The 25,080-nt window shown below is 66.9% G+C and carries 21 protein-coding genes and 1 pseudogene; 1 reads left to right on the top strand and 21 read right to left on the bottom strand.

All coding sequences use genetic code 11. The features are described 5' to 3' along the window. Positions 1–265: 265 nt before the first annotated feature. The 18 genes and pseudogenes from NS365_RS03055 to NS365_RS02970 form a co-directional block, all read right to left on the bottom strand. A pseudogene (locus tag NS365_RS03055) lies at positions 266–1,249 on the bottom strand (LacI family DNA-binding transcriptional regulator); the annotation flags it as partial. A gap of 367 nt (positions 1,250–1,616) precedes the next feature. After that, positions 1,617–1,850, bottom strand: a complete 234-nt coding sequence (locus NS365_RS03050) for a hypothetical protein (RefSeq protein ID WP_343286833.1) — start codon at positions 1,848–1,850, stop codon at positions 1,617–1,619. A gap of 1 nt (position 1,851) precedes the next feature. Further along, on the bottom strand, positions 1,852–2,889 hold the full coding sequence (locus NS365_RS03045) for an L-idonate 5-dehydrogenase (protein ID WP_058598798.1): 1,038 nt from the start codon (positions 2,887–2,889) through the stop codon (positions 1,852–1,854). Between the two features lie 101 nt (positions 2,890–2,990). Then, positions 2,991–3,905, bottom strand: a complete 915-nt coding sequence (locus NS365_RS03040; RefSeq protein ID WP_058598797.1) for an SMP-30/gluconolactonase/LRE family protein — start codon at positions 3,903–3,905, stop codon at positions 2,991–2,993. 7 nt (positions 3,906–3,912) lie between these two features. Beyond that, positions 3,913–4,251: a hypothetical protein gene (locus NS365_RS03035; protein ID WP_058598796.1), complete on the bottom strand. Its 339-nt coding sequence runs from the start codon at positions 4,249–4,251 to the stop codon at positions 3,913–3,915. Positions 4,252–4,335: 84 nt separating this feature from the next. Next, positions 4,336–5,436, bottom strand: a complete 1,101-nt coding sequence (locus NS365_RS03030; RefSeq protein ID WP_058598795.1) for an ABC transporter substrate-binding protein — start codon at positions 5,434–5,436, stop codon at positions 4,336–4,338. 64 nt (positions 5,437–5,500) lie between these two features. Next, positions 5,501–6,517 carry an ABC transporter permease gene (locus tag NS365_RS03025; RefSeq protein ID WP_058598794.1) on the bottom strand — a complete coding sequence of 339 codons (1,017 nt, stop codon included), beginning with the start codon at positions 6,515–6,517 and terminating at the stop codon, positions 5,501–5,503. Between the two features lie 208 nt (positions 6,518–6,725). Beyond that, positions 6,726–8,231 carry a sugar ABC transporter ATP-binding protein gene (locus NS365_RS03020; RefSeq protein WP_058598793.1) on the bottom strand — a complete coding sequence of 502 codons (1,506 nt, stop codon included), beginning with the start codon at positions 8,229–8,231 and terminating at the stop codon, positions 6,726–6,728. 284 nt (positions 8,232–8,515) lie between these two features. Further along, positions 8,516–10,135: a GMC family oxidoreductase gene (locus NS365_RS03015; RefSeq protein WP_058598817.1), complete on the bottom strand. Its 1,620-nt coding sequence runs from the start codon at positions 10,133–10,135 to the stop codon at positions 8,516–8,518. 1,137 nt (positions 10,136–11,272) lie between these two features. After that, positions 11,273–13,009: a nitrilase-related carbon-nitrogen hydrolase gene (locus NS365_RS03010; protein WP_058598792.1), complete on the bottom strand. Its 1,737-nt coding sequence runs from the start codon at positions 13,007–13,009 to the stop codon at positions 11,273–11,275. Between the two features lie 79 nt (positions 13,010–13,088). Then, positions 13,089–14,087, bottom strand: a complete 999-nt coding sequence (locus tag NS365_RS03005; protein WP_058598791.1) for an acetamidase/formamidase family protein — start codon at positions 14,085–14,087, stop codon at positions 13,089–13,091. A gap of 47 nt (positions 14,088–14,134) precedes the next feature. Then, entirely contained in the window at positions 14,135–14,851 is a 717-nt protein-coding gene (locus NS365_RS03000; RefSeq protein ID WP_058598790.1) for an ABC transporter ATP-binding protein, read from the bottom strand. Next, positions 14,844–15,563, bottom strand: a complete 720-nt coding sequence (locus tag NS365_RS02995) for an ABC transporter ATP-binding protein (protein ID WP_058598789.1) — start codon at positions 15,561–15,563, stop codon at positions 14,844–14,846. The genes NS365_RS03000 and NS365_RS02995 overlap by 8 nt, the downstream gene beginning before the upstream one ends. Then, positions 15,563–16,642, bottom strand: a complete 1,080-nt coding sequence (locus NS365_RS02990) for a branched-chain amino acid ABC transporter permease (protein ID WP_058598788.1) — start codon at positions 16,640–16,642, stop codon at positions 15,563–15,565. The genes NS365_RS02995 and NS365_RS02990 overlap by 1 nt, the downstream gene beginning before the upstream one ends. A 3-nt stretch (positions 16,643–16,645) precedes the next feature. Further along, positions 16,646–17,518: an ABC transporter permease subunit gene (locus NS365_RS02985; RefSeq protein ID WP_058598787.1), complete on the bottom strand. Its 873-nt coding sequence runs from the start codon at positions 17,516–17,518 to the stop codon at positions 16,646–16,648. Between the two features lie 87 nt (positions 17,519–17,605). Continuing rightward, positions 17,606–18,841, bottom strand: coding sequence for an urea ABC transporter substrate-binding protein (locus NS365_RS02980; RefSeq protein ID WP_058598786.1), 1,236 nt, complete (start codon positions 18,839–18,841; stop codon positions 17,606–17,608). Positions 18,842–18,865: 24 nt separating this feature from the next. Further along, the gene (locus NS365_RS02975) at positions 18,866–19,513 is read right to left on the bottom strand and encodes an ANTAR domain-containing response regulator (protein WP_193753370.1); all 648 of its coding nucleotides are present in this window, start codon (positions 19,511–19,513) and stop codon (positions 18,866–18,868) included. Beyond that, entirely contained in the window at positions 19,510–20,670 is a 1,161-nt protein-coding gene (locus NS365_RS02970; protein WP_058598816.1) for a transporter substrate-binding domain-containing protein, read from the bottom strand. Before NS365_RS02970 ends, NS365_RS02975 begins: the two co-directional genes overlap by 4 nt. Before the next feature lie 562 nt (positions 20,671–21,232). On the opposite strand from NS365_RS02970, the gene NS365_RS25285 reads away from it, so the two are divergent. Next, complete coding sequence (locus NS365_RS25285; protein WP_058598785.1) at positions 21,233–21,694, top strand: transposase; 462 nt, start codon at positions 21,233–21,235, stop codon at positions 21,692–21,694. Between the two features lie 78 nt (positions 21,695–21,772). On the opposite strand, the gene NS365_RS02960 is transcribed toward NS365_RS25285, so the two are convergent. The 3 genes from NS365_RS02960 to NS365_RS02950 form a co-directional block, all read right to left on the bottom strand. Continuing rightward, entirely contained in the window at positions 21,773–23,020 is a 1,248-nt protein-coding gene (locus NS365_RS02960; RefSeq protein ID WP_058598784.1) for a Gfo/Idh/MocA family protein, read from the bottom strand. Between the two features lie 70 nt (positions 23,021–23,090). Continuing rightward, positions 23,091–23,912, bottom strand: coding sequence for a sugar phosphate isomerase/epimerase family protein (locus NS365_RS02955; RefSeq protein ID WP_058598783.1), 822 nt, complete (start codon positions 23,910–23,912; stop codon positions 23,091–23,093). After that, positions 23,909–25,078: a dihydrodipicolinate synthase family protein gene (locus NS365_RS02950; RefSeq protein WP_058598782.1), complete on the bottom strand. Its 1,170-nt coding sequence runs from the start codon at positions 25,076–25,078 to the stop codon at positions 23,909–23,911. The genes NS365_RS02955 and NS365_RS02950 overlap by 4 nt, the downstream gene beginning before the upstream one ends. Between the last annotated feature and the right edge of the window lie 2 nt (positions 25,079–25,080).

Below are 25,080 nucleotides of genomic sequence, written 5' to 3'. Positions count from 1 at the left end.
CTCCGATCTCGTCATTATCCTTCTCAGTATTGTCGTGTGAGCTGTGCTGCTCTCTTGTTATCTCCACTCTCGCTTGTTTTCTGTCAGGCGGAGGACGGCATACGAGTTCTAGTACGTTCTCGTTGGCTCGGGCACGCGTATAAGAGACAGGGGCATCGGCAACGGGACCGGGCAGCCTCTGCGGGGTATATGCGAAGGGCGGGGCGCCGACCGGCCCCCCCCGCTCGTGCTCGGCATCGAGGTCGGGCCGCGCGGGACCCCCGCCCCCTCCATCGACCTCGATGCCGAGATCGATGGAGGGCGGCCGGTCCGCGCCCCGCCCTTCGAAGAGATCGCGCAGAAGCTGCCCGGTCTCCTTGCCGATGCCCTTGGCATCGACCCGGATGGTCGAGATCGCCGGCTCGCATTCGCGCCCCAGCTCGAAATCGCCGAAGCCCATGAGGCTGATGCGGCCGGGCACGTCGATGCCCTGGCGGCGGCATTCCATCAGCGCGCCGAAGGCCGAACCGTCGGACACCGCGAAGACGCCCTCGACGCCAGGCTTATCGCGCAGCAGGAGCTTCATCGCCGCCGCGCCGTGTGCGTAGGACACGGGGGCCGATCCATGGCGCAGGATCAGGCCGGTCTCGATGCCCTCTTCCCGCAGCACGGCCGCAAAGCCCTGCAGGCGCGCCTCGCCGCGCGCGTCGCGCATATCGCCTTCCGCCTCCGAGCCGATGGCCGCGATATGGCGCAGGCCCAGCGAGAGCAAATGGCGCGCGGCGGCGCGGCCCGCCTCGAAATTGGAGAAGCCGACCGCCCGGTCGAGCGGAGCCGAGGGCGCGTCCCAGATTTCCACCACGGGAATGCCGGCATTGGTCAGCATTCGCCGCGTCGAGGCCGTGTGCAGCGTGCCTGCGACGACGATGCCCTGCGGGCGGCGCGCCAGAAGCGAGCGCACCAGTCGCTCCTCCTCGCCCGCCTGATAGAGCGTGTAGCCGATGAGGAGCTGGTAGCTCTGCCCCAGGGCCTCGGCGAGCCCCTGCGCCGTGTCGGCGAAGTTGGAATTGGTGAGCGTCGGCAGGATCAGGCCGACGAAATTGGTGCGCCGCGAGGAGAGCGAGCCGGCGACGAGATCGGGCACATAGCCCAATTGGTCCACCGCGCGCATGACGCGCTCGCGCGTTTCCGGCGCGACGATGGACGGATCGGCCAGCACCCGGCTCACCGTCATGGTGGAAACGCCCGCGAGCTTGGAGACATCCCGCATCGTCGGCTTGGAGCCGGTGGCGGACCCTTGCGCGTCGCTGCGCCGCGCTTTCGCACCGGGCGCGGCCGGGGCGCGGCGATGGCCGGCCTTGGCCTCGCCCGTGGCCTCGCCGGCATCGGACGCCCCTCGCCGCGCTTCCGTCTCCAGGGGCGGGGATCGGTTCGGGGTCTGGACCTCGGCCTCTCGGCCGGCCTTTTTGTGTCGGGCCATGGTCATCTTCTTTCGCTCGGTCGATCCGCGCGTTCGAGCGTGGCTCGGCATCGTTTGCGGTCTCTCAGGCAAGACGCCGGTAGACCACATGGCGCAGCGTGCCGTCGAACAGCGTCATCAGCTTCTCCATCACCGGCGCGCCGCGCGCCCGCACGGGCTAGGCTTCCGCTTCCGCCACGGCCTCAGCCGACGGGTAGTCGATCTCCTGCACCAGAACGAGCGCGGGCGCGCCGTCCTCGCGCCGCTCGGTGCGGAGCACGCGCACGGCCAAGGCGTTGGGCATGGCCCGCCAGACCGGCATCAGCTCGGCCATGATGAGGTCGTAGAAGGCCTCCTCGCAGCCGGGGCGGATCGTGCCTTCGAACAGGGCGCTCCGCGTGTGGATGCTCATCTCAGAAATGCAGGTGGACCTTGATCGCGCGCTTGCGATCGGCGGCCATCTCGAAGGCTTGAGACAGATCACTCATCGGCATCTGCGCCGACATCACCGGCGTCACATCGATCCGGTCGTTGGCCAGCCAATCCACGGCGGTGTGGAACTCCTCGCAGAAGCGGAACGCGCCCACGAGATCGATTTCCTGCGCCATCAGAATGTTGACGGGCACGCCCACCTCGCCCGGCGGCATCATGCCGAGTTGGACGATGCGCCCGCCCGGACGGATCGCGCGCACCAGGGAGCCCAGCGCGGGCGGCGCGCCGGTGGCCTCGAAGCCGACATCGAAGAAGCCCTTGTTGGCCTCGAAGGCGGCGAGGCGCTCGGGCGAGGTCGCGACATTGATCGTTTCGTCCGCGCCGGCCTGCCGCGCCAGCGCCAGCGGCTCATCCACGAGGTCGGTGACCGCGACGAAGCTCGCGCCGGCATGGCGCACAGCGAGCGTCAGCAACATGCCGATCGGCCCCGCGCCGGTGATCAGAACGCGCTTGCCCAGGAGATCGCCCGCGCGGGTGAGGCCGTGGATCGCGACCGACAGCGGCTCGGCCAGCGCGGCCTTGGCGAGCGGCATGTCCGGGGGCACCGGCACGGCCTGATCGGCGCGGCAGGTGAAGCGCTCGGCAAAGCCGCCCTGCACATGCGGAAACATCGCCGCCGAGCCGAAGAAGCGCATGTTGCGGCAAAGATTGGAGCGCCCGGCGCGGCAATAGTCGCAGTGAAGGCAGGGACGGCTCGGGTTGACCGCGACGCGCTGGCCGATGGCGAGACCCGACACGCCCTCGCCCAGCGCCTCGATCTCGCCCGCCACCTCATGGCCGAGCACCAGCGGCTCGCGCAGCGCGAAGTCGCCGACGCGGCCCTTGCCCCAGTAGGACAGGTCCGACCCGCAGATGCCGCCCGCGCCGAAGCGCACGAGAACGTCGCCGGGCGCAAGCTTCGGCTCGGGGCGCTCGTCGAGGCGCAGGTCCTTGGCGGCGTGGATCACGGCGGCGCGCATGGATTCGGTCTCCTCCGTGCGACCCTTGTGGGCCGCGTCGTCACTGTTATCGGTAACAAACCTGAATGGATTTGGAAAGGGTTGTTTGCCTGGGTGGCGGCTCAATCCCGCCAGCCATCCCCATGCGCGTTGACATAGATCGCATAGAGCGAGGTCTGCGCGGTGATGTAGAGGCGGTTCTTTTTCGGGCCGCCGAAGCAGAGATTGGAGACCATTTCTTCCACCGGGATCGAGCCGATATGCGTGCCGTCGGGCGCATAGACGCAGACGGCATCGGCGTTGGAGGCCCAGATATTGCCTGATGTGTCAGCGCGGAACCCGTCGAAGAAGCCGTTCGGCGAGCGCGCGAAGAGACGCCCCTCCCCCACCGTGCGCCCGTCCACCATGGGATAGGCGCGGATCACCGGCTCGCAGGCGGGATCGTGGGTCTTGCCCGTCTCCGAGACATAGAGGATCGATTCATCGGGCGAGAAGCAGAGCCCGTTGGGCTTCAGCATGTCGGTGATGACGGCCGTCAGCTCGCCTGTCGTGGGGTCCAGCCGATAGACGTTGGACGCGCCGATCTCGGACGGGGCGCGGTGGCCCTCGTAGTGGAAGTCGATGCCATAGGTCGGGTCGGAGAACCAGACCGTGCCGTCGCGCTTCACCACCACATCGTTGGGCGAATTGAGGCGCTTGCCCTCCCAATGCGAGACGAGACTGCGCCACACGCCATCATGATCCAGCCGCGAGACGCGCCGCCCGCCATGCTCGCAGGCGACGACGCGGCCCTCGGCGTCCAGCGTATGCCCGTTGTGGTAGCCACAGGGGCCCTCGAAGACCGAGACCGAGCCGTCGCACTCGTCGAAGCGCATCACCCGGTCGTTCGGAATGTCCGACCAGAGCACGGATTTGGCCGAGGGGACATGCACCGGCCCTTCCACCCAGCGCCCGCCGGTCCAGAGCTTCTCCAGCTTGGCATGGCCGATGAAGAGGGCGCGGAAGCGGTCGTCGTGGACGATATAGGTCTCGCTCATCTCAGGCTCAGTTCGTCGGCAGGGCGTAATCGTCGGCGCGGAAGACGGTGTGGAAGATGTCGCCCTCGTAAAGATCCAGCAAGCCCTTCGTCACCTCGCGGGACTCGTAGCGCACGTCGGAGGCGAGCGCCGTCTCGATCGCCTCGCGCGAGGGATAGCGGACCTGGAGCACCATCTCGAAATGCGGGTCGGTGACATCGGCCTCCTCCTGCCGGAGGACGCGCACTTCCTCCGCGCCGGGAAAGCGCGTCCAGAGCGGCACGAGCTTGTCGCGCACATAGGCGGTGAATTCGGCCTCGTGGCCCGGCTTGGCGCGGCCACGAAAAAAGGCGCAACGGATGAACATGGCTGGGGTCTCGTCGGATCGATCGGGAAGGGAGCCCCGCCGCGAAGGAGGCGCGCGGCGGGGCGGGCATGGCGACTATGCCGCTTACTTCACCCCCCAGATCGTCTTGTAGGCGTCGCGATAGCCGTTGTCGGGGTCGAAGGCATTGCTCGGGCCGCCGTCGAACTCGACATTGGCCTTGGTGACGATGTGGAGCGGCGAGACGTAGCCGGACCAGGGCTGGCCCGCGAAGGCGCGGTTCAGCTCGTCCACCAGCTGCCAGCCCTGAAGCTTCAGGGGCTCGGCGACGGTGACGGCCTGATACTGGCCGGAGCGAATGCGCTGATAGGCCGATTCCGAACCGTCGCCCGCCGCGACATTCACCGGCTTGCCGTCGCCAGCGATGCCCGCCGCCGCCAGCGAGGGGCCCATGAAGTCGAAATAGAGATCGTTGATGGCGAGCGAATGCGTCCAGGCATCGCCATGGCGCTGGAGCAGCGAGGTGGTCAACTGCGGCATCCGGGTGGAGGTCTCGGCGATGGGCGTGTCGACATATTCGACCACCGTGCCGCCGAGCTTCTCGATCTCGGCCTTCATCGCGTCGGCCTTGGCGATGGCCACCGCGTAAGTGCTGTCGGTGAAGATCACGACGCCCGGCTTGCCCTTGGCATCGACATAGGCCCAGTCGGCGGCGGCTTTCGCCACCTGCATCGGATCGGTGGTCACATTGGCGAAGACGCCCGCCGCCGGCACGGGGCCGACTTCCGGCGCGGTGTGCCAGGCGACGATCGGGATCTTGGCGTTCTTGGCCTGCTCCAGTCCCGCCTGCTGCTCCACCGCGTCGAAGCCGGCGACGACGATCCCGTCCGGGTTCAGCGCGATGCCCTGTCCCACCGCCGCCGTGCGGCCCGAGATGGAGCCTGCGCCGTCGATCGTGCGGACCGTCCAGCCGGCGGCCTTGGCCGCTTCCTCGATGCCCGAGACGACGCCGAGAATGCCGCCGTTCTTCATGTCGCCGGCCAGAACCACGATCGTCTTGTCCTTGGCGATCTTCGGGCCGGATGTCGGCCCGTCCCATTTCGTGACCTTGGAGGCGTATTTGTCCACGGTCGCCTTGGCGTCGGCCATCGCATCGGCGCGGGCGGCGGGCGCGGCCGCGATCATGAGGGCACCGCCGAGGAGCAGCGCGGAGAGAAGCGTCTTCATGTTGGTTTCCTCCCGAGGATGTCTTGTCGTGGCCCGTCCGTTTCCTCCCGGCGGGCCGGTTTCGTTATTTCGCGCCGCGCCGGCGCTGGGCGTAGGCGGCGATGCCGATGGCGACGAGCAGCGTCATGCCGTTGAACAGGGGCTCGACATAGAAGGAGCCGCCGAACTGCTGGATGCCGGAAATGCCGACCGCGAGCACGATCACACCGACCACCGTGCCCCAGACATTGACCCGGCCGGGCTTGATCGTGGTGGAGCCCAGAAACGCGCCGACGAGGGCCGGCAGAAGATATTCGAGCCCGACGCTCGCCTGCCCGATGCGCAGCTTGGAGGCGAGCAGCACGCCCGTCAGCGCCGTCAGGAAGCCGGAGGCGACGAATGTCGCCATGGTGAAGCGGCGCACGGGAATGCCGTTCAGCGCGGCGGCCTTGGGGTTGGCGCCGATGGCATAGAGATAGCGGCCGACCGGCGTGTATTCGAGAACGAGCCAGAGGAAGACGGCGAGGGCGAGCACATAGAAGCCGCCAATGGGCAGGCCGAAGACCATGGTGCCGTTCAGCGCCAGAAAGCCTTCAGGCAAGGGCGCGACGACCTGCCGACCGCCGGTGTACCAGAGCGCCAGCGCATAGAGCACGGTGCCCATGCCGAGCGTCGCGATGAAAGAGTCGATCTGCGCGACCTCGACCAGAAGCCCGTTCAGCAGGCCGACCAGCGCCCCGAGCGCCAGCACGATCAGCACCGCGACCGGCCAGGGAATGCCGAAGGCGGTTTGCAGCGAGATCGCCAGAATATGCCAGAGCACGATGCCATAGCCGACCGTCAGGTCGATCTTGCCCGCCGTCATCGGGATCATGGCGGCCAAGGCGAGAAGCGCGATGATCGACTTGTCCGAGACGATGGAGCGCAGGTTCAGGAGGGTCGGGAAGGTGCGCGGCAAGAGGATCGCAAACAGGAGGATCAGCGCCAGCGTCAGGATCGGTAGGCCATAGACCGGCAGAAGGCGCATCGCCGCCTGACCGGGCGGAAGGCCGCGCATTTCGGCGCGCGTCGGCTCGAGCGCGTTGGATTTGATGGAATTCATGACGGGTCTCCCGCGTGCGCCAAGGCTGTTGGGACCTCGCGGCCGGCGGGGCCGGCGAGGGAATGTGAGATCGCACGACGCGCTCGCGCTCTGCGGGCGCGCCGGCGGGCATGGAGGATGCGGCCGGGTCAGTCCGGCCTTCGCCCTTTCCGTGTCGGAACGGGCTCGAACCGGATGAGCGCCGCCAGCCGAGCCGGCGGTCGGAAGGTCAGGCGGCTTCCGAAGCACTCGCGGCGGCGATGACGCGCTCGGTCGTCACCGCCTCGCCTGAGAGCTCCGCGATGATTGCGCCGCGATTGAAGACGAGCGCGCGGTGGCAGAGCGTCGCCACCTCCTCGAAATCGGTGGAGACCACGAGCACGGCGAGGCCGGCGGCAACCGCCGCTTCCACGAGGCGATAGATTTCGGCCTTGGCCCCGACATCGACGCCCGCCGTCGGGTCTTCGAGGATCAGGAGCCGGCGGCCGGTTTCCAGCCAGCGGCCGACGATGACCTTCTGCTGATTGCCGCCCGACAGGCCCTCAATGGCGAGATCCGGGTCGTTGGGGCGAAGGCCGATGCGGCGGCCCAGCTCGCGCGCGGCTTGGCTCTCGCTCGCCGGCGAACGGAAGGAGAACAGCTTGCGGCCGAACGCGCCGGGATTGAGGAAGGCGTTCTCACGCACCGAGAGGGCGGCCGCGACGGACTCCTCCGCGCGGTCCCGCGCCACGAGGCCGATGCCGCTTCGGAGCGCGGCGCGCATGGAGGAGAGGTCCGGCGCCGCGCCATCGATCGTGACCGCACCCGAATGCGCCTGCGCCCCGAACAGCGCGCGACCCACCGCCTCCTGCCCCGCACCGCGCAGGCCGACCAGCCCGAGGATCTCGCCCTGGCGGATGTCGAAACCGACCGGCCCCGCCCCCGCTGTCGTGAGGCCACGCACCGTCACGCGGGCCTTCGCTTCCGCCGGCGCGGGCAGTTTCTCGTAGAGCTTCAGCGAGCCGGTGCCGACGATCTGCGCGATGAGATCAGCCGGCGTCAGGTCGGCGATGCGCCCCTCCCCCGCCAGCGCGCCGTCGCGCAGCACCACGGCGCGGTCGGCGACGCGGAAGATTTCGTCTAGCCGGTGCGAGACATAGATCACGCCGACGCCCCCGGAGGCGAGCCGGCGCACCGCGCCCATCAGCTTCTCCACCTCGTCGGCGGGAAGGCTGGCGGTCGGCTCGTCGAGGACGAGAAATTCGCAGTCCGTGGCGAGCGCGCGGGCGATCGCCACCAGAGACTTTTCGGTGCGCGACAGGGAGGAAACGCGCGTGTCCGGGTCGAAGTCGCAGCCGAGCCGCGCCAGCGCCTCGACGGCCTGCGTCCGCACGCCCGCCCAATCCACCAGCCCGCGCTTGCCCCCGCCCCGCCTTGGATAGCCATTGGCCATGGCGACGTTCTCGGCGATGGTCATCCATTCGATCAGGCCGAGATCCTGATGCACGAAGGCGACCGAGCGCCGCGCCCCCGCCGCCCCTTCGCTCTCGTGGGTATAGGGCGTTCCGTCGATGGCGATGCGCCCGGCATCGGCCTTGTGGATGCCCCCTAAGATCTTGATGATGGTGGACTTGCCCGCGCCGTTCTCGCCGAGCAGCGCCACGACCTCGCCGGACCGGACGGAAAAGCTGACGCCCTTCAGCGCCTGCGTGCCGCCAAATCGCTTGGCGACTCCCTCGAACCGAAGCTCGCTCATGACAACCTCCCAATCATCATGTCGCGATGTTATCGATAACTTTCTTGGCTGTCAATCCATACCCCGTGTGGCGTGTCGTCTCTTATCGACGCGACCGCAAGGGGATGGACGGCGCGGCATGTCACCGGGTGGAGACTCGATCAGGGATGGACGGGTTGATGCCTAGTCTCGACTCCTCTCCGCCGTGTCGCTCGAAAGGGAGGGGCGCGCGCGAACGGCAAGGCGGACGAGGCAGCGGTGATGCGGCCCAGCCCCCTCCCCCGTTCCTCAGCGAGCCGCCGCCTTCAACGATCGGCGAGGATCATCTCGGCGGCTTTTTCCGCAATCATCACCGCAGGCGCGTGGGTGTTGCCGGAGACGATGGTGGGCATGATCGAGCAATCGGCTACGCGCAGGCCCGCGATGCCGCGAAGGCGAAGCTGCGGATCGACCACCGCGTCCGGGTCGGCCCCCATGCGCGCCGTGCCAACCGGATGGAAGATCGTGGTTGCGATATCACCGGCGGCGCGCGCCAGATCCTCGTCGCTCTGAAGATGCACGCCGGGCTTGAACTCCTGCGGGCGGTGGCGCTCCAGCCGCCTTGTCGCCATGAGACGGCGCGCGGCGCGGATCGAGGCGCTCGCCACTTCGCGGTCGCCATCGGTGGAGAGATAGTTCGGCGCGATCGCGGGCGGGGCGAAGGGATCGGGCGAAGTAATGCGCACGCTGCCGCGCGACTCCGGGCGCAGATTGCAGACCGACACGGTGATCGCGGGAAAAGCGTCGAGCGGCTGCCCGAACCGATCGAGAGACAGCGGCTGCACATGGAACTCGATATTGGCGGTCTCGAAACGCGGATCGGACTTCATGAAGATGCCGAGCTGGCTCGGGGCCATGGCCATCGGCCCGGAGCGCTTCAGCGCATATTGCAGCCCGATCTGCGCCTTGCCCCACAGCGTCGCCTGCCACTCGTTGAGCGTGCGCGCGCCCTCGATGCGAAAGGCCGTGCGGATTTGCAGGTGGTCCTGCAGGTTCTCGCCCACAGTGGGGCGGTCGAGCAGAACGTCGATCCCGTGCCGGCGTAGCAGCTCGGCGGGACCGATGCCCGACAATTGGAGAAGCTGCGGCGTGCCGATCGCGCCCGCCGCCAGAACGATCTCGCCATGCGCCCTCGCCGGTCGCCCATCGAGCCTGAGATCGAGACCGGTCGCGCGCCCTTCCTCGATGCGGATACGCTCGGCCTGAGCTTGGGTCAGAATGCGCAGGTTCTTGCGATGCCGGATCGGGGCGAGAAAAGCGCGCACGGCGTTGAAGCGGAATCCGGCTTTCTGCGTCACCTCGAAATAGGACGAGCCGAAATTGTCGCCCCTGTTGAAGTCCTCGATGGGCGGCACGCCCATCTCCTCCGCCGCCTCGCGGATCGCGTCGAGGATCGGCCAGGACAGGCGCTGCTTTTCCACGCGCAGCTCGCCGGACTGGCTGTGAAACGGGCCGCTGAGCGCGTGATGGTTCTCGGATTTCAGAAACAGCGGCAGGACATCGTCCCAGCCCCAGCCCGCATTGCCGAGTTGCCGCCAACGGTCGTAGTCGGCCGCCTGTCCGCGCATGTAGATCATGCCGTTGATGGACGAGCAGCCGCCCATGACCTTGCCACGCGGATAGGCGAGGCGTCGGCCGTTCAGCCCCGCCTCCGCCTCGGTGGCATAGCCCCAGTCCGTGCGCGGATTGCCCATGCAATAGAGGTAGCCGACCGGGATATGGACCCAGTGGTAGCGATCCGAGCCGCCGGCTTCCAGAAGCAGAACGCTGTTCTTCGGGTCGGCGCTCAGGCGGTTGGCGAGCGTGCAGCCCGCCGAGCCCGCGCCCACCACGATGTGGCTGTAGCGGCCAAGATCGAGGCGAGGATCAGGGGGAAGAGAACTCATGGTCGTCACTCCGACGCGGCGGCGCCATAGGGGGATCATCCAGGGTGCGAGGCCCTGCTTCAAGAGCTTCGCCCGCATTTCAAGCGCAGGAAGAGTCAGGCTGCGCAGCCATCCTTGGCGAGACGGCGACGGGCGAACACTTATAAACCCGCCACCCGGCCGGGCTCGACACTCTCTGGTCGAATGGCGGGTTGTCGGCTCGCTCCAGAAGGCCCCGAGTGCTGGGGTAAGAGCGCAGCCGTCCTTGTCATGGGTTTTGATCGCCGGGCTCGGCTGGTAGAAGGCCCGCGCCCGCAGGTCGATGACATGGAACGTGTCGGGATGGACGTTCCGGCATTCCAACCGGGCGCCTATCGAGAAACGGATTGCCGAGCATCAGCTCGGCCGCTGCTCCCACGAGAGAGTGCTCGTTGCCATGGTCGGCGCTGCCAATGCCCGCGATCATGGGGGTCGATTTCGGCCGCGTCGATGCAGGCGATCGGCTCGCGGGCGTTACATCAAAGCTCGTTCGGATCGCGCTCGCCATGGACGGACCGTGGCGTGGCGACTGATCGTTGAGCGCGTGCACGGTGATCGGCCGGCCTGGAATGCTGAACAGGACGGCCTTGTTCACGGTGTTGCCCGCGACGAGGCTGCGGAGAAAGCGGTCAGCCCTGGTTGTCGATGTCCCAGGTGGCCTCGCCATCCGCGCCTCGATGGGGCATCGCCATCAGCTCGGCGGTATGGTCTCCTCGCTGGAGTCGCACGTCCGCTCGTGAGCAACGTTGCGGCCATCTGTTCAAAGGCGCGCCTTGGTCGCGGCTTACGTTCGGCGATGCCACGATGGACGCATGGACAATCCTTCCCGCTCCACCACCGGCGAGGGCGGCGAACGTGCGGACGATGCCGGTCGGCTCCCGTATGCCTCTGGTGTCGCGGCCGACGATCGGTTGCTGATACGACGGGACGGCTATGCCGGGCTCATCGTTTCCGCCGGCAAGATAGCGGGGCAGTCCGATTGGGATCGGGACATGGAACACCGAGCGGCGAGCTGTCGCGCCGGCTCTGCTGCGAGGAGACCATTCGGCGGCGAAACCCCCTTCCGTCCAGCTTGGCGATCGGCAATACCGGACCATCGTAGGACGCCCGCCTCTGCGATCAGTTCGCGCGCGGGGCGATCAGCTCGCGGTAGTGATGGGGCTGGCGCATCAGCACCAGATCCTTCCGGCGCACCACATGGGTGGGATAGGGCCCGCCCAGACTGCCGGTATCCACGGTCATGAGCACATAGCTCCCGTTGCCCTGGACCACGGTTTCCTGCCGGGGAAACAGAAACGTGTCCGGCCCGAAGACGCCGGAATGGCCGGGATAACCGTCGAGAGGCGCGTGGACATTGGCGAAGGCCAGCCAGCAATTGTTCTCGCCCGCGCGCACCCGGTACTGGTGCCAGTGCAGGGGGTCCGGCCCGGTCGGGATGGGCGCGGGCTGCGCGACGCTGGTGCCCTCGTGGCCGGCGTGGAACCGGTCTCGGATCGCGGCGGGACAGGCGATGAGGTCGCAGCCCTTCAGCGCCAGAATGCGGCCGGCTTCCGGAAAGCTCATGTCGTGCCCGATCAGAAGGCCCAGCCGTCCGAAGGGCAGGTCGAACAGGGACCAAGCCTCGCCGGGCTCGGCCCAGCTCTTCTCGGCTTCGGTCAGGTGGATCTTGCGATACACCCCAAGCGCGCCCTCCGGCCCCACGAGGATCGCGCTGTTGAAGCAGAGCGCCCCGTCCCGCTCGGCAAAGCCCACGACGAGATGGAGCTTTAGGTCGGCCGCGAGGCTCTGAAGATCGATAAGGATCGGGCTGTCGGCTTCAAGCGCCGTCTCGCTCGGGCGCGCGAGGCCGGTCAGCGCGAGTTCCGGGAACACGACGAGTTCGGCCCCCTCCCCCGCCGCCACGCGAGCGATCCGGCCGATCTCGCGCAGATTGCTCCCGGCGTCGTCGCCCGGATGCATCTGCGCCGCCGCCACCTTGGCCTGCCGCCCCTCGGGCAGAGGCTGGTGGCCGTAGAGGCGGAAGAAATCGCCGGGGTTCCAGGCGAAGGTGTTGGTCATCAGCTCCCGGTACAGCTCGGGGCGGCGCTGCCTGAGGATCGGCTCGCCCCAGACGGTGCGCGCGCGCGCGATCGCAGGGTCGATCTCGGCGGTGGCGATGCCGTCGCCGCCATCCACAACACTCAAAATCGTTGCGTCCGGCGCGATGATGCAGGAGCCGCCCGAGAACTGGACGCCCCGCTCCAGCCCCCAGCGGTTCGCCTCGATCAGATAGCAGCCGTTCTCGAAGGCGCGGTTGATCCAGTAGGGCGCGGGCGTACGCTCGGCCAGCCAGTTCGACACGTGGCAGATGACATCCGCGCCCTTGAGGGAGGCCAAGCGCGCCGTTTCGATGAAATGGATGTCCATGCAGATCAGAAGCGCGATGCGCCCGATCTCCGTCTCGAACACCTCATGGCCGAGATCGCCCGAGACCGCCCATTTGGGCTCGGAAATATAGGGATGCGTCTTGCGATGCGTACCGACGACGCCTTCGGGGCCGATCAGCACGGCGGAGTTGTAGTAGAGATCGGTCGTGGGATCGACCTCCGGCATCCCGACCACGATGAAGCAGTTCTTCTCGCGCGCGAGGGCCGCGAAGCGCTCCGTGGTCGGGCCGGGGATGGGCTCGACAAAGGGCGCGACCTCGGCCCGCTCGTGCCAGCAATAGCCGGTGGTTCCCATTTCGGGCGTCACGATCAGCCGCGCGCCACCCTCGGCGGCCTCACCGACAAGGGCGAGAAGCCCCGCGATATTGCGCTCCTTCTCGAACATGGTGGGCTCGAACTGAACGGCGGCGGCCTTGAACGGGGCGGGCATGGACGGGCTCCGGGCGAAAGGAAGCTAGAAGGCGGAAGTGTGAGCCGGCCGGCCCCCAAGCGGGGCGGCCGGCCCGGGATCAGCGCGGCGTGCCGGCGATCGATTTCAGGATGGACGCGCCGACCGTGTATTTGGGATCGACCATATTGCCGAGACGGATGCGGCCGCACTGGGTGAGCAGCATGTAAGCGTCGAGTTCCTCGAAGCCGAAATCCTTGGCGAGCCAGCGGATCAGTTCGCGGTAGGCCCCGCGCGCGGCGTCCTCCATCGGGCGCGACGATCCCACCGTCATGTAGAAGCTCTCGTTTTCGAGGCGCGGCGTCTTGATCGTCCAGCCCTTGATGAGGTCGATCTGAACGGTGGTGACGGTCGGGTGCTCGACGGCGACGCCGCACAGCTCGCCATCGCCCTGCGCGGCATGGCAATCACCGAGATAAAGATAGGCCCCTTTGGTGTTAACCGGCAGATAGATCACCGCGCCCGGCGCGACATCGGGCAGGTCCATGTTGCCGCCATAGTAGTCCGGCACCAGCGAAGAGATGGCCTCGATCTCCGGCGCGGTGCCGATCGTGCCAATGAAGGGCTCGTAGGGCAGCGTGATCCGGTCGTTCCATTTGACGCCCGTCTCGGCGTCCACATGCAGCTTCTTGACCAGCTCGGGCAGCGGCTCGGTGAGAAGCGCGGTGTCGGCGGTGGGCACGAGGCCGCCGAACTCGGGCATCAGAACCGTGGTGCCGCGCGGCTGCGGCCCGCGGGGCACGATGCTCTTGATATAAACGGCGAGGCAGTCTCCCTTCTCCGCGCCGTTCACGTAGATCGGGCCGTTCTGCGGGTTGAGATAGGGAAAGTTCAGCTTCTCGCTGGGCATGTCCCGTTCGGTCTGGATCGCGCCCTCGAACGCGTCATGCGTCTCGGCCGAGACGACCGCGCCGGGATCGACGGTCAGGACCGGCTCCACGAAGGCGCCGTAGACATAATGATACTTGCCTTGGGTTTCCTCGGTGATGGCGTGTTCGCTGCGCGCTTCGCCCTTGGCGACGGCCCGGCGGGCCATGAGGGAATCCTGAAACCAGCTCATGTCAGAGCCTCCTCCTGCTTGGGTATTCTATGGGTGGGGTGATGCGCTCAGACGGCGAGGTAGCGGCGAACCGCGTCGCGGTCCTCCAGCGCGTCCGGCGCGATCTCGTTTGTGATGCGGCCCTTGTCCATCACATAGGCGCGGCTCGCCATGGCGCGGATCATGTCGATATTCTGCTCCACGAAGACCACCGTGACGCCGGTCGTGCGGTTCAGCTCCACCATGATCCTAGCGATGTCCTGCACGATATTGGGCTGGATGCCCTCGGAGGGCTCGTCCAGAAGGATCAGCGCGGGCGCGCCCATCAGGACGCGGCCGATGGCGAGCTGCTGCTGCTGGCCGCCCGACATGGTGCCGGCGCGCTGGTGCCGCCGCTCGGCAAGGATCGGGAAGAACGAGAAGATCTGGTCGAGCCGGTCTTTGGGCGCGCGCTGGCCGGCGATGGATTCGCCCACCGCCAGATTTTCCAACACGCTCATGCGCGGGAAGACGTCGCGCCCCTGCGGGACATAGCCGACGCCCAGCCGGGCGCGCTTGTGCGCCGAGAGCGCGTCGATGGCTTGGCCGCGAAACACGACCGAGCCCTTGTCGGACGGGAGAAGCCCGATCAGGCTTTTCATCAGCGTCGATTTGCCGACGCCGTTGCGCCCGATCACGGCGACGATCTCGCCTTCGCGCACCTGCATGTCCACGCCCTGAAGCACGGGCTTGCCGCCATAGCCGGACCAGAGCCCGACCGTGTTGAGGATCACCTCCTTACGCATGGACCTCTCCCAGATAGATGGCGGCCACGCGCTCGTCGGCGACGATCTCCTCGATCGAGCCTTGCGCGAAGATCTTGCCGAAGTGGAGCACGGTGACGGCCTGCGCGATCTGGCGCACGAAGGCCATGTCGTGCTCGACGGCGAGAACGCTGACGCCCTCGCGGTTCAGCGCCTGGACCATCTCGCCGGTGGCGAAGGTCTCGTCCGGCGTCATGCCGGCGGTCGGCTCGTCCAGAAGCAGGAGCCGGGGTTTGAGCGCGATCGCCATGCCGATTTCCAGCCATTGCTTCTGCCCGTGGCTGAGATTGCCGGCGAGCGTGCGCTCGGCGTCCTTCAGCTTCAGGAACTCCAGAAGCCGGTCGATCTCCTCGGCAAGCGAGTGAGCCGCCTGATGGTGCTGGAGCGCGATCTGGAGGTTCTGGCGCACGGACAGCGCCTTGAAGATGCCCGGCACCTGGAACTTGACCGAGATGCCGCGCCGGATGCGCTGGAAGGGCTTTTCGCGGGTGATCTCCGCCCCTTCGAAGAGGATCGCCCCGCTGGTCGGCAGATGCTCGCCGAGGATCAGCCGGAAGAAAGTGCTCTTGCCCGCCCCGTTCGGGCCGATCAGGCAATGGATTTCGCCGGTCTTGAGCGTGAAATTCACGCCCCCCGTCACATGCAGGCCGCCGAACCATTTGTTGAGCGCGCGAGTCTCTAAGATCGCCGTCATCACACCGCCTCCCGTTCGCGCACCCGTCGGCGCAGGCGGCCGGACAGAAGCGTGCCGAGCCCGTAGACGAGGCCGTTCGGGGCGATCAGGACCGTGAGCACGAGCAGCAGGCCCATCACCACCAGCGCATATTGGCTGCCGTAGATCGTCAGCGCCTGAAAGCCGGCCAGCACCAGAAGCGTGCCGAGCAGCGTGGTGGTCAAGTCCGCGCGTCCGCCGACCGCGACCCAGACGATGGGCAGCGAAGCCGCCGTCATGCCCATGGAGGCGGGCGTGATGTAATTGCCCCAGGACGTGTAGAGGACGCCCGAGAGCCCGGCCAGCGCCGACCCGATGACGAAGGCGGCGAGCTGATAGCGGCGGATGTCGTAGCCGAGCATTTCGGCGCGCTGCGGGTTCTCGCGGATGGCGACGAGCACATTGCCGAAGCGCGAGTTCACGAGCATCCGCAAGGCCAGATAGACGACCACGAGAAGCGCCAGCGTGACATAGTAGAGCGGCACGTCGGGAAAGAGGGCGATGTCGCCGCCCGGCCAGGGGATGGTGAGCGAGGGCATTCCGCCCATGCCGTTGAAGCCGTTGAGCCGCGCCGTGCCGACGCGCCATTCCGGCCCCGCCGTCTGCGACATGAAGCGCTCCAGCACCAGCGTCACCGACAGGGTGACGATGCCCAGAAACACGCCCGAGATGCGCCCGAAGAACAGGAAATAGCCGAGAATGGCGGCGAGCAGGCCTGAGACCGCGACGGAGGCGAGAAGCGCGAACAGCGTCAGCCCATAGGCATCGCCGAAATTGATCGAGATGATGCCGTATGTGTAGCCGGCGACGCCGAAGAAGGCGGTCTGGCCGAAGGAGAGCGCCCCGCCATAGCCCCAGATCAGGCTGAGCCCCATGGCCATGAAGGCCCAGTTGAAGAAATAGACATTGTTGCCGACATCGTATCCGTCCGCGAATTGCGGGTAGAGGCAGGCCGCGAGGAGGACGAGGGCGAAGGGCAGCCAGAACTTGGGCCCCTTGCCGAGCGTCTGCGGGCCTTCGATCAGGGCGAGCGGGCCGGGCCGCTTGGGTTTGGTGGCCATCGATCAGGCCCTTTCGCGCAGAATGAAGCCGGAAATGCCGCGCGGCAGGACGCGGATCACCACGATGACGGCGACCAGGAGGCCGATCTGCCCGAAGAGCTGACCCTGCCAGGAGGTAAGCGCGGCCTTGACGATGCCGAGGATCGCGGCGGCCGGGGCCGTGCCGAGGAAGACATCCGCCCCGCCGACGACCACCGTCACGAAGGCCTCCACCACGAAGGCCGAACCCATGGTCGGCACCAGCGTCATGGTCGGCGCATAGAGACCGCCGGCCAGCCCCGCCAGCGCCGCGCCGAGGCCGAAAGTCAGCGCGTAGACGAGATTGGTGTTGACGCCGAGCGCTTCGGCGATGTGCGGCACCTGGATCGTGGCGCGGGCCAGCGTGCCGAAGCGCGTCTTGGTGAAGAGCAGCCAGAGGCACAGAAGGAGGAGGAGCGCCGCGCCGACCAGCACGAGGCGATAGACGGAATAGGTATAGGGGCCGACGGCGAAGGAGCCGAAGGGCGTGCCCGTACCGGGCATGGAGGAGCCGAGCAGGATGAGCGTGCCCTGCGTCGCGATCATCGAGATGCCCCAGGTCGCGACGATCGTATCCAGCGGCCGGTCGTAGAGATGGCGGATGACGATGCGCTCCAGCGCCATGCCGACCAGGCCCGAGACGAGAGCGCCCAGAAGGATCGCGAGCGGCAGCGGCAGGCCCAGGCGCGCGGCGCTGGCCGACACATAGGCCCCGCAGAGGATGAACTCGCCATGGGCGAGATTGATGACGCCCATCATGCCGAAGATCACGGCGAGGCCGCAGGCGGAAAGAACCAGAAAGGCGAAGGCGTCGCCCGCTTGGTAGAGAAAGGTGAAGGCGCCGTAGAGGACGTCCATCGTGCCATCCGATGTCTGTGAGCCGTCGGGAGGAACCGGCCGGGCGTTTAAAGCCACCCGGCCGGCTTGGGTGTCACATGCGCGCCGTCAGCCCTTGGGCGGCGGGTTGGAGGGCGTGTACTGCGCGCTCGGGTCGTTCTTGGTCAGGTCGCAGCCCGCCTCGCCCAGCCAGTAGGGCTTGATGTCGTTCCAGACCTTCGGGAAGGAGATCGAATGATCGTCGCCGACCTTGGCGAGATAGATCGTGTGGGACATGTGCTGGCTCTTGGGGTCGAGGCAGACCTTGCCCTCCGGCGCGTCGAAGCAGACATCGCCCTTGGCGATCTCGGCGCGCAGCGACTCCTTGTCAGTCTTGCCGCCGGCCCGCTCGATCATCGTCTTGTAGAGATAGGTGGCAGTGTAGGAGTTCTCGGCTTCCTGGTTGATATAGGGCTCGTCCGGGAACTTCTTGTGCCACTTCTCCACGAAAGCCTTGGAGGCGGGCGTGTCGACTTCCTCGATATAGTTCACCGTCGCATACATATTGGCGAGAGAAGGCGGCTTGAAGCGCTTGTGCTCGTAGCCCTGGCCGACATTGACCGAGGAGGCCATGGGCAGCGCGAGGTTGGCCGCGCCCGCCTGCTCGTAATAGGAGGCCTGCGCCGTGCCGACGAGCAGCGTCACCACGAAGTCGGGCTTGGCCGCCTGGATGTTCTGAATGGTCTGCGAGAACTGCGACACGCCGAGCGGGATGAACTCCTCGCCCACCATCTCGCCGCCATTCTCCTTGACGATATTGCGCACCCATTCGGCCGAGATCTGGCCGAAATTATAGTCGGCCGCGATCGTGTAGACCTTCTTGCCGTAGGTCTGGAGCATATAAGGCAGAAGCGTCGAGAACTGCTGCTCGGGCACCGCGCCCGTCACAATCATATTGGCGTCGCAGACGCCGCCCTCGTACTGGTTGTTGTAGAAGGCGAGCGCGTCGAACTGGTTGACGATCGGCCGATAGGCCTCCCGCGAGGCCGAGGAAAAGCCGGCGAAAACGGCGTTCACCTTGTCGCGCTGGAGCACGCGGCGCATGAACTCCTGATAGCGCGTGTTGTCGGACTGCGTGTCGTAGACCACGAGTTCGAGCGGGCGACCGGCGATGCCGCCGGCGGCGTTGATCTCGTCGGTGGCGAGCTGGATGCCGTGCAGCTTGCCGATCGTCGCCACGGCGAAATCGCCGGACTGGTCCTCGAGCACGCCGAGCTTGATCGGGTCGGCCGCGAAGGCGGCACCGGACAATAGGAGGAGTGTTCCGAGCGCCGCGAGGGCGCCGGAGGATCGCTTCTTCATCATGTGTCTCCTGTAGGAGTGGGAGGATCAGTCCGCGGCGGCCCGCAGGGTCGGGCTCGCCGTATCGACATGCGACGATCCGGCCCGCTGGAGGGCCAGCCGTTCGCAATAGGTTTCCAGCCCGAGGCGCTCGCGCATCGCCTCGCGCCGGATGATCTGGTAGGCCGCCTCGTCGTCGATGCCGCGCGCGGCCATGAGATCGACCACGGCGCGGATGACGTGCCGGCGCAGGCGGCGGCGCGCTTCCAACTCGTCCACATCGGCCTGCAGCCGGGCGCGCCTGGTGTGCTCGTTGACGCCGAGATAAAGCGCCGAATAGACCGACCCGCCATAGATGGGCTTGGGCAGAAAGGCGGTCGCGCCCGCCGTCACCAGCGTGCGCAGGCGGCTCGGCGCTTCGACGCCCACCAGACCGATCACCGGGATCGCCGGCAGAACGGCCTCGGGCGAAGAGGTCGCGCCCATGTTCAGATCGCCGTCGAGAAACAGAATGTCGCGGGCGGGGTCGGCACCCGCCCCTCCGAGGTCGAGGCCGCTTTCGCCGGCTTCCATCAGTTCGACGCCGAGCCCGAGCTTCTGAAGCGTGCCGGTCAGCGCCTCGATGGCGCGCGTGTCGCGGGAGGCGAGAAGGGCGCGGCGCTGGCTGAAGTTCTGGACGAGACGGGCGATGCTCATGACACGACCTTCAGCATGGGGCGCAGGATCGGCTGTTCGAGGGCCGCCGAGGACCGCACGAGATAGGGGTCCGGCCGCACGGGAGCCGGGGCTTCCACGAGAATGTCGAACTGCCCGTCCGCCCGCGAGCGGCCGATGCGCGGCGTCAGATAGGCGTGCAGCGTGCCCGGATCGATGGAGACGAGGCCCTGCGGGGCGTCCAGCGTCTGCCCGCCGACAAAGGCTTTGACACGCGAGATATCGTCCGTACCTGCGGCTGCCACGGATTTGGCCAGGAGCCGCACGGCAATATAGGCCGCCTCCGCCTCGCTGGATGCGGCGGGCCCTTGCGGGAACTGGCTGGTGTAATCGGCGACGAAGGCGCGGTTGGCCGCCGTCTGGACACTGGCGAAATAGACCGACGAGGAAAGATGGCCGTCGATCGCCTCGGCGCCGATCTCGACGAGTTCGGGCTCCGACAGGTTGCAGCTGGCGATCGGCATCATCCGGATCTGGTCGATGCCGCGCGCGGCGCACTCGGCGCGCATCGCCCGAAAGAAGGCATAGGCCGACTGACCGATCAGCGAGTTGAAGACGAAGTCGGGCTTGGCGTCGAGAACGGCCGAGACGATATGGGCCATCTCGGTTTCGCCCACCGGCAGATAGCGCTCCGCCACCACCGAGCCGCCGCGCTGCATCAGCTCGTCGCGCAGGACGCGGTTGCTTTCCCAGGCCCAGATATAGTTCGAGCCGATGCAGAACGCGCGCTTGCCGTGCCGCGCGACCAGGAACTCCACCAGCGGCAGGATGTGATGGTTGGGCGCGGCCCCAGTATAGACGACGTTGTCGGAGCTTTCGAACCCCTCGTAATGGGTCGGATACCAGAGCAGCGCGTCGCGCTTCTCGAAGATCGGGATCACCTCCTTGCGCGAGGAGGACGTGTAGCAGCCGACCACATGGCGGATGCCGCGCGACAGAAGCTGTTCCATGGCGGGGGCATAGGCGTCGAGGCAGCTGCCGGGATCGATCACGGTCGGCTCGATGCTCAGCGCCCCGCCCATCTCGGCATTGATCTGGCGGCAGGCCAGAAGCGCGCCGTTCTGCATCGTCCGCCCGACCGTTCCGTAGGAGCCGGTGGCGGAGAAGACGATGCCGATCGGTATGCGCAGAGATGTCATCGAACCGCCCAACGAACAAAACCCCTCAGCAAGAATTGCTGCGGGGCGAAACTGCCAAAATTCTATGGTCCATCGTCTGTCGCATTTTTGGGCATCCTTGCCCTGCGACTAAGGTTTAGGCTGACGTCTAAATTCGAATCTGTCAACCGTCTGCGCGAAGGATTTCGCAACAGGATGTGAACCGGCTGACGAGTGGAGACCTGAGAGGATGGCTGCGTTGGGAGAGACGCGCCTGAGCCTCGCCGTCGCTTCGACCCCTCGCGCCGCGCTCCGCAGGGCATCACCAAGCAAAACGCCGCTGGAGCGCGGACCGCGCTTCCCCGTCTCGGCCGCGTGGTTGAGTCGAGGTAGAGCAGCCTCACGGCGTTCGACGGCGCGTCGATTCACCGGATCGATGGGCGACATGCTCAGGCGCGGCGATACGATGGTCTGAGGGCCGAGACTGATCTGGGCTCCAGCCAAAAGCAGCTCGACGGTCGTGTCGAGAGTTCCGAATGACGCCGGGTCCTATACCAATAGGCGCCGATCAGACGCGGTCTGCCCATCTGCTGAGCGGACCGGGATGCCGGCTCACAGCGGCGTGGACAAGCGATTGTTCGGGGATGCCATCCGGTGGATGGCAGGCAACAGGCCCCGCTGGCGTGATCTGCCGAAAGTATTCGGCAAGAGGAGCGCAGTTCACGTCAGGTTCCGAAGCTGGTCGCACGCCGACATAGGGGAGAGGCTCTTCCGTCTCGTGACGGTGATCGCGCAGGGAGATGACGGCAAGCTCTATCTGGCGCTCGTCGTCCAGTTCGATCTGTTCGACGAACACTTCTCCCTCTCATCTGGGCTGATGCCCGCGCTGCTTCTCCCTGTCGATCTCGAACCCGAACCGGGTCGGGCCTGCACAACGTCTCACGGATCATGGTGGACGGGTCGGGACCGTCCTCCATGGCGAGATCGGCCCGAGCTTCGGACATGCCGGCGAGGCGACGTCAGGCGCGGGATCGCCCCATCTCTGCTCTGGTCCGGGCGGCGCTGATCGCCCGCCGCCCTTCTCTGGAACGAACCGCCGAAGCGGACTTGCTCCGGCGGTCAGGACCTCAGGTACGATAAGCCGTCAACGCGCGATCTCCGGTGAAAGCGGCGTGATCGCGACCGCACCGCCTGCGCGCGAGCTTTCCAGCGCCGCGAGGCCGCAGAGAACCGACATGGCGCCAGCGCGAGAGCCGGCGCGCTGGCGCAGACGGTCGTTGGAGCCCGGCTTGAAGATCATGTCGCGCATCCGATTGTCGCCGCCATAATGGCCGCCCGGCTCGTGCGGCACCCAGATGTGCTCCGTGCCGCCGCCGAAGCTCTTGATCACCACGATCTCGTCGGCGGGCGGCACGCTCCAGGGCTGGCGCTCGTATTGACGCAGCTCGATGCGCCCGCGATGGCCGTTGAAGGCGATATGATGCCCCTCGATCGGCATGTAGGTGTTGAGCGAATAGGAGACCTGAACCCCGCTGCGATAGAGGATCGAGGCCGTCATCGTATCGGGAATGTCGATGTCCTCGCGGAAGACGCAGGCATCGCGCACATAGCCATCGACGCTGGAGGGCTCCTCGTAGAGCGTGTCGAGGAACTTGTCGGAGGATAGATCGAAATAATAGTCGCATTCGCCCGTGTGCGGGCAGGTGCGACAGCGCTCGCCCCGGAACGGGCCATTGGGCCCATAGTGGAGCAGCTGGCCGAAGCCCTTCACCTCCACCGGATCGCTGTCGAGATACCAGTTCAACAGATCGAAATGGTGGGTCGCCTTGTGGACGAAGAGCGAGCCCGAATGTTTCGTGAAGGCGTGCCAGCGGCGGAAATAGTCGGCTCCGTGCTGGTTGTCGAGGTACCAGTGGAAATCCACCGAGGTGACCTCCCCGATCGCGCCCTCCTCGATCAGCTCCTTGATGCGCGCGGAGGTCGGCGAGAAGCGATAGTTGAACGAGACATCCACGCGCCGCCCCGTGCGCGCCTCGGCCTCGCGGATGCGGGCGATCTTTTCGGGCGTCGTCGTCATCGGTTTTTCGCTGATGACATCCGCGCCGCTTTCCAGCGCGCGCACGATCAGGTCGTCATGCGTATCGTCGGGCGTGCAGACGATCACCAGCGAGGGGTTCAGCTCGGCGAGCATCGCGTCGAAATCGGCATAGAGCGGCGCGGTGGAGCCGATCATGGTGCGCGCCCGCTCCGCGCGCATGAGGTTGAGATCGCAGATGCCGACGAGTTCCACGAACTCGCTCCAGCCCGCCAGAAGCTCGCGCCCCCACATGGTCGTGCCGCGATTGCCGGTTCCCACCAGCGCGTAGCGGATGCGCTGTCTTGCTTGTTCCATTATTCCTCCCGACCCGCGAAAGCGCGGGCATATTCATACGAGCCAGGGGCGTCCCCTCCGGCCCTCGTCTTCAACACAACGCTTCGAATCGCTCGACGCAGGTCGCCAGAACCTCGTCGATCGGCCGGGCGCCCCAATCATGCGAGAAGATTTCGACCTCCTGCGGGCCGTGAAAGCCGGCCGCCTCGATCATCTGGCGGAAGGCTTTCAGATCGATCACCCCGTCGCCCATCATGCCGCGATCGTTGAGGATGTCCTTGGTCGGCACCAGCCAGTCGCAGATATGATGGGCGAGGATCTGCCCGTTTCGCCCGGCTCGGGCGATCTGCGCGGCGAGATCCGGGTCCCACCAGACATGATAAACGTCGATCGCGACGCCGACGCCCTCTCCCAATGTGTCGGCGAGGTCGAGTGCCTGGCCCAGCATATTGATGCAGGCCCGGTCGGCGGCATAGCAAGGATGGAGCGGCTCGATGGCGAGCGGCACGCCGGCGGCTCGCGCATAGGGCAGAAGCTCGGCCATGCCGTCCGCCACCATGGCGCGCGCGCCCGGCAGATCGCGCGAGCCCGCCGGCAAACCGCCGACCACTATGACGAGGCAGGCCGCGCCCAGCGCCGCCGCCTCGTCCACGGCGCGCCGGTTACTCTCGAAGGCGGCGCGCCGCCCGGCCTCGTCAAGGGCGGGGAAAAAGCCGCCCCGGCAATGGCCGGAAACACGCAGGCCGTTTTCGCTGATGATCCGCGCGGCCTCTGCAAGACCCGCCACTTCCACATGCTCGCGCCAAGGCGAAATAGCGGTGATGCCGTGGCGCAGGCACGCATCGACGATCGCCCCGAAGGAGCCTCCCTGGCGCACGGTCGCGAAGTTGATGGACAGGCCGGGGACGCTCATGGCGCGACACCCCGCACGGCCAGGAACTGCCCCATGCGCCGCGCCGCCTCGTCCGGGTCGGCCAAGACATTGGCGCGGTCCGCGAGGCGGAACAGCTCGGCGAAATGCAGCGTGGAGCGCGCGCTTTCCTGGCCGCCGACCATGGTGAAATGATCCTGCAAGCCGTTGAGCCAGGCGAGGAACACGACGCCCGTCTTGTAGAAGCGCGTCGGCGCGCGGAAGATGTGGCGCGAGAGCGCGACGGTCGGCTCCAGAATGTCATGGAACTCGTTGGTGCTGCCGCGTTTCAGGCTGGCAAGCGCCGCCGACGCGGCCGGCGCGATGGCGTCGAAAATGCCGAGAAGGGCGTCGGAATGGCCCGCTTCGTCGCCCGCGATCAGTTCGGCATAGTTGAAATCGTCACCCGTATACATGCGCACGCCCTCCGGCAGGCGGCGGCGCATGGTGATTTCCTTTTCCTTGGAGAGAAGCGAAATCTTGATGCCGTCGATCTTGGCGGCATTCGCCTCGATCATCCGGAGGCAGGTGTCCATCGCCGCGTCGTGATCGCCCGCGCCCCAATAGCCCGCCAGCGCCGGGTCGAACATCTCGCCCAGCCAATGGATGATGACGGGCTGGTTCACGCCGGAGAGAACGCGGGCATAGACTTCGAGATAATCGTCCGGCCCTCTAGCGCTCGCCGCCAGCGCGCGGCTGGCCATCAGGATGACGCGCCCGCCCTCGCCTTCCACGAATCCCACCTGTTCCGCATAGGTCGAGACGATCCGATCCAGCGTCAGGGAGGGGTCGGGCGCCAGATGATCGGTGCCCGCGCCGCAGGCGATCAGCGCGTCGTCGCGAGAGCGCGCCTCGCGAAGCGAGCGGCGGATCAGCTCCTGCGCGTCAGTCCAGCCGAGGCCCATGCCGCGCTGTGCGGTATCCATGGCTTCCGCGACGCCGAGGCCGAGATCCCACAGCCGATGGCGAAAGCGCAAGGTCGCGTCCCAGTCGATCGCCGGCTCCAACCAGGGATCGGAAGGCACCAGCGGATCGGCCACGACATGGGCGGCGGCATAGGCGACGCGGTTGAAATCCTTCGCGTGGCGGCGGGTGAGCGGAATAGGCGTGCCGGTCAGCCGGTAGGTCTCGACACCTCGCCCTTCGGTCGGCAGTTGAAGATCGGTCATGT

This window comes from Aureimonas ureilytica (assembly GCF_001475935.1).
GTDB lineage: Bacteria > Pseudomonadota > Alphaproteobacteria > Rhizobiales > Rhizobiaceae > Aureimonas > Aureimonas ureilytica_A.
Note: the sequence above shows the minus strand (reverse complement) of the source record. Positions and strands in the feature narration are given on the sequence as shown.

Coding starts and splice junctions, on each gene's coding strand:
- NS365_RS03050 (WP_343286833.1), bottom strand. CDS start 1,850: ATGAGCATCCACACGCGGAGCGCCCTGTTCGAAGGCACGATCCGCCCC.
- NS365_RS03045 (WP_058598798.1), bottom strand. CDS start 2,889: ATGCGCGCCGCCGTGATCCACGCCGCCAAGGACCTGCGCCTCGACGAG.
- NS365_RS03040 (WP_058598797.1), bottom strand. CDS start 3,905: ATGAGCGAGACCTATATCGTCCACGACGACCGCTTCCGCGCCCTCTTC.
- NS365_RS03035 (WP_058598796.1), bottom strand. CDS start 4,251: ATGTTCATCCGTTGCGCCTTTTTTCGTGGCCGCGCCAAGCCGGGCCAC.
- NS365_RS03030 (WP_058598795.1), bottom strand. CDS start 5,436: ATGAAGACGCTTCTCTCCGCGCTGCTCCTCGGCGGTGCCCTCATGATC.
- NS365_RS03025 (WP_058598794.1), bottom strand. CDS start 6,517: ATGAATTCCATCAAATCCAACGCGCTCGAGCCGACGCGCGCCGAAATG.
- NS365_RS03020 (WP_058598793.1), bottom strand. CDS start 8,231: ATGAGCGAGCTTCGGTTCGAGGGAGTCGCCAAGCGATTTGGCGGCACG.
- NS365_RS03015 (WP_058598817.1), bottom strand. CDS start 10,135: ATGAGTTCTCTTCCCCCTGATCCTCGCCTCGATCTTGGCCGCTACAGC.
- NS365_RS03010 (WP_058598792.1), bottom strand. CDS start 13,009: ATGCCCGCCCCGTTCAAGGCCGCCGCCGTTCAGTTCGAGCCCACCATG.
- NS365_RS03005 (WP_058598791.1), bottom strand. CDS start 14,087: ATGAGCTGGTTTCAGGATTCCCTCATGGCCCGCCGGGCCGTCGCCAAG.
- NS365_RS03000 (WP_058598790.1), bottom strand. CDS start 14,851: ATGCGTAAGGAGGTGATCCTCAACACGGTCGGGCTCTGGTCCGGCTAT.
- NS365_RS02995 (WP_058598789.1), bottom strand. CDS start 15,563: ATGACGGCGATCTTAGAGACTCGCGCGCTCAACAAATGGTTCGGCGGC.
- NS365_RS02990 (WP_058598788.1), bottom strand. CDS start 16,642: ATGGCCACCAAACCCAAGCGGCCCGGCCCGCTCGCCCTGATCGAAGGC.
- NS365_RS02985 (WP_058598787.1), bottom strand. CDS start 17,518: ATGGACGTCCTCTACGGCGCCTTCACCTTTCTCTACCAAGCGGGCGAC.
- NS365_RS02980 (WP_058598786.1), bottom strand. CDS start 18,841: ATGATGAAGAAGCGATCCTCCGGCGCCCTCGCGGCGCTCGGAACACTC.
- NS365_RS02975 (WP_193753370.1), bottom strand. CDS start 19,513: ATGAGCATCGCCCGTCTCGTCCAGAACTTCAGCCAGCGCCGCGCCCTT.
- NS365_RS02970 (WP_058598816.1), bottom strand. CDS start 20,670: ATGACATCTCTGCGCATACCGATCGGCATCGTCTTCTCCGCCACCGGC.
- NS365_RS25285 (WP_058598785.1), top strand. CDS start 21,233: ATGCCGGCTCACAGCGGCGTGGACAAGCGATTGTTCGGGGATGCCATC.
- NS365_RS02960 (WP_058598784.1), bottom strand. CDS start 23,020: ATGGAACAAGCAAGACAGCGCATCCGCTACGCGCTGGTGGGAACCGGC.
- NS365_RS02955 (WP_058598783.1), bottom strand. CDS start 23,912: ATGAGCGTCCCCGGCCTGTCCATCAACTTCGCGACCGTGCGCCAGGGA.
- NS365_RS02950 (WP_058598782.1), bottom strand. CDS start 25,078: ATGACCGATCTTCAACTGCCGACCGAAGGGCGAGGTGTCGAGACCTAC.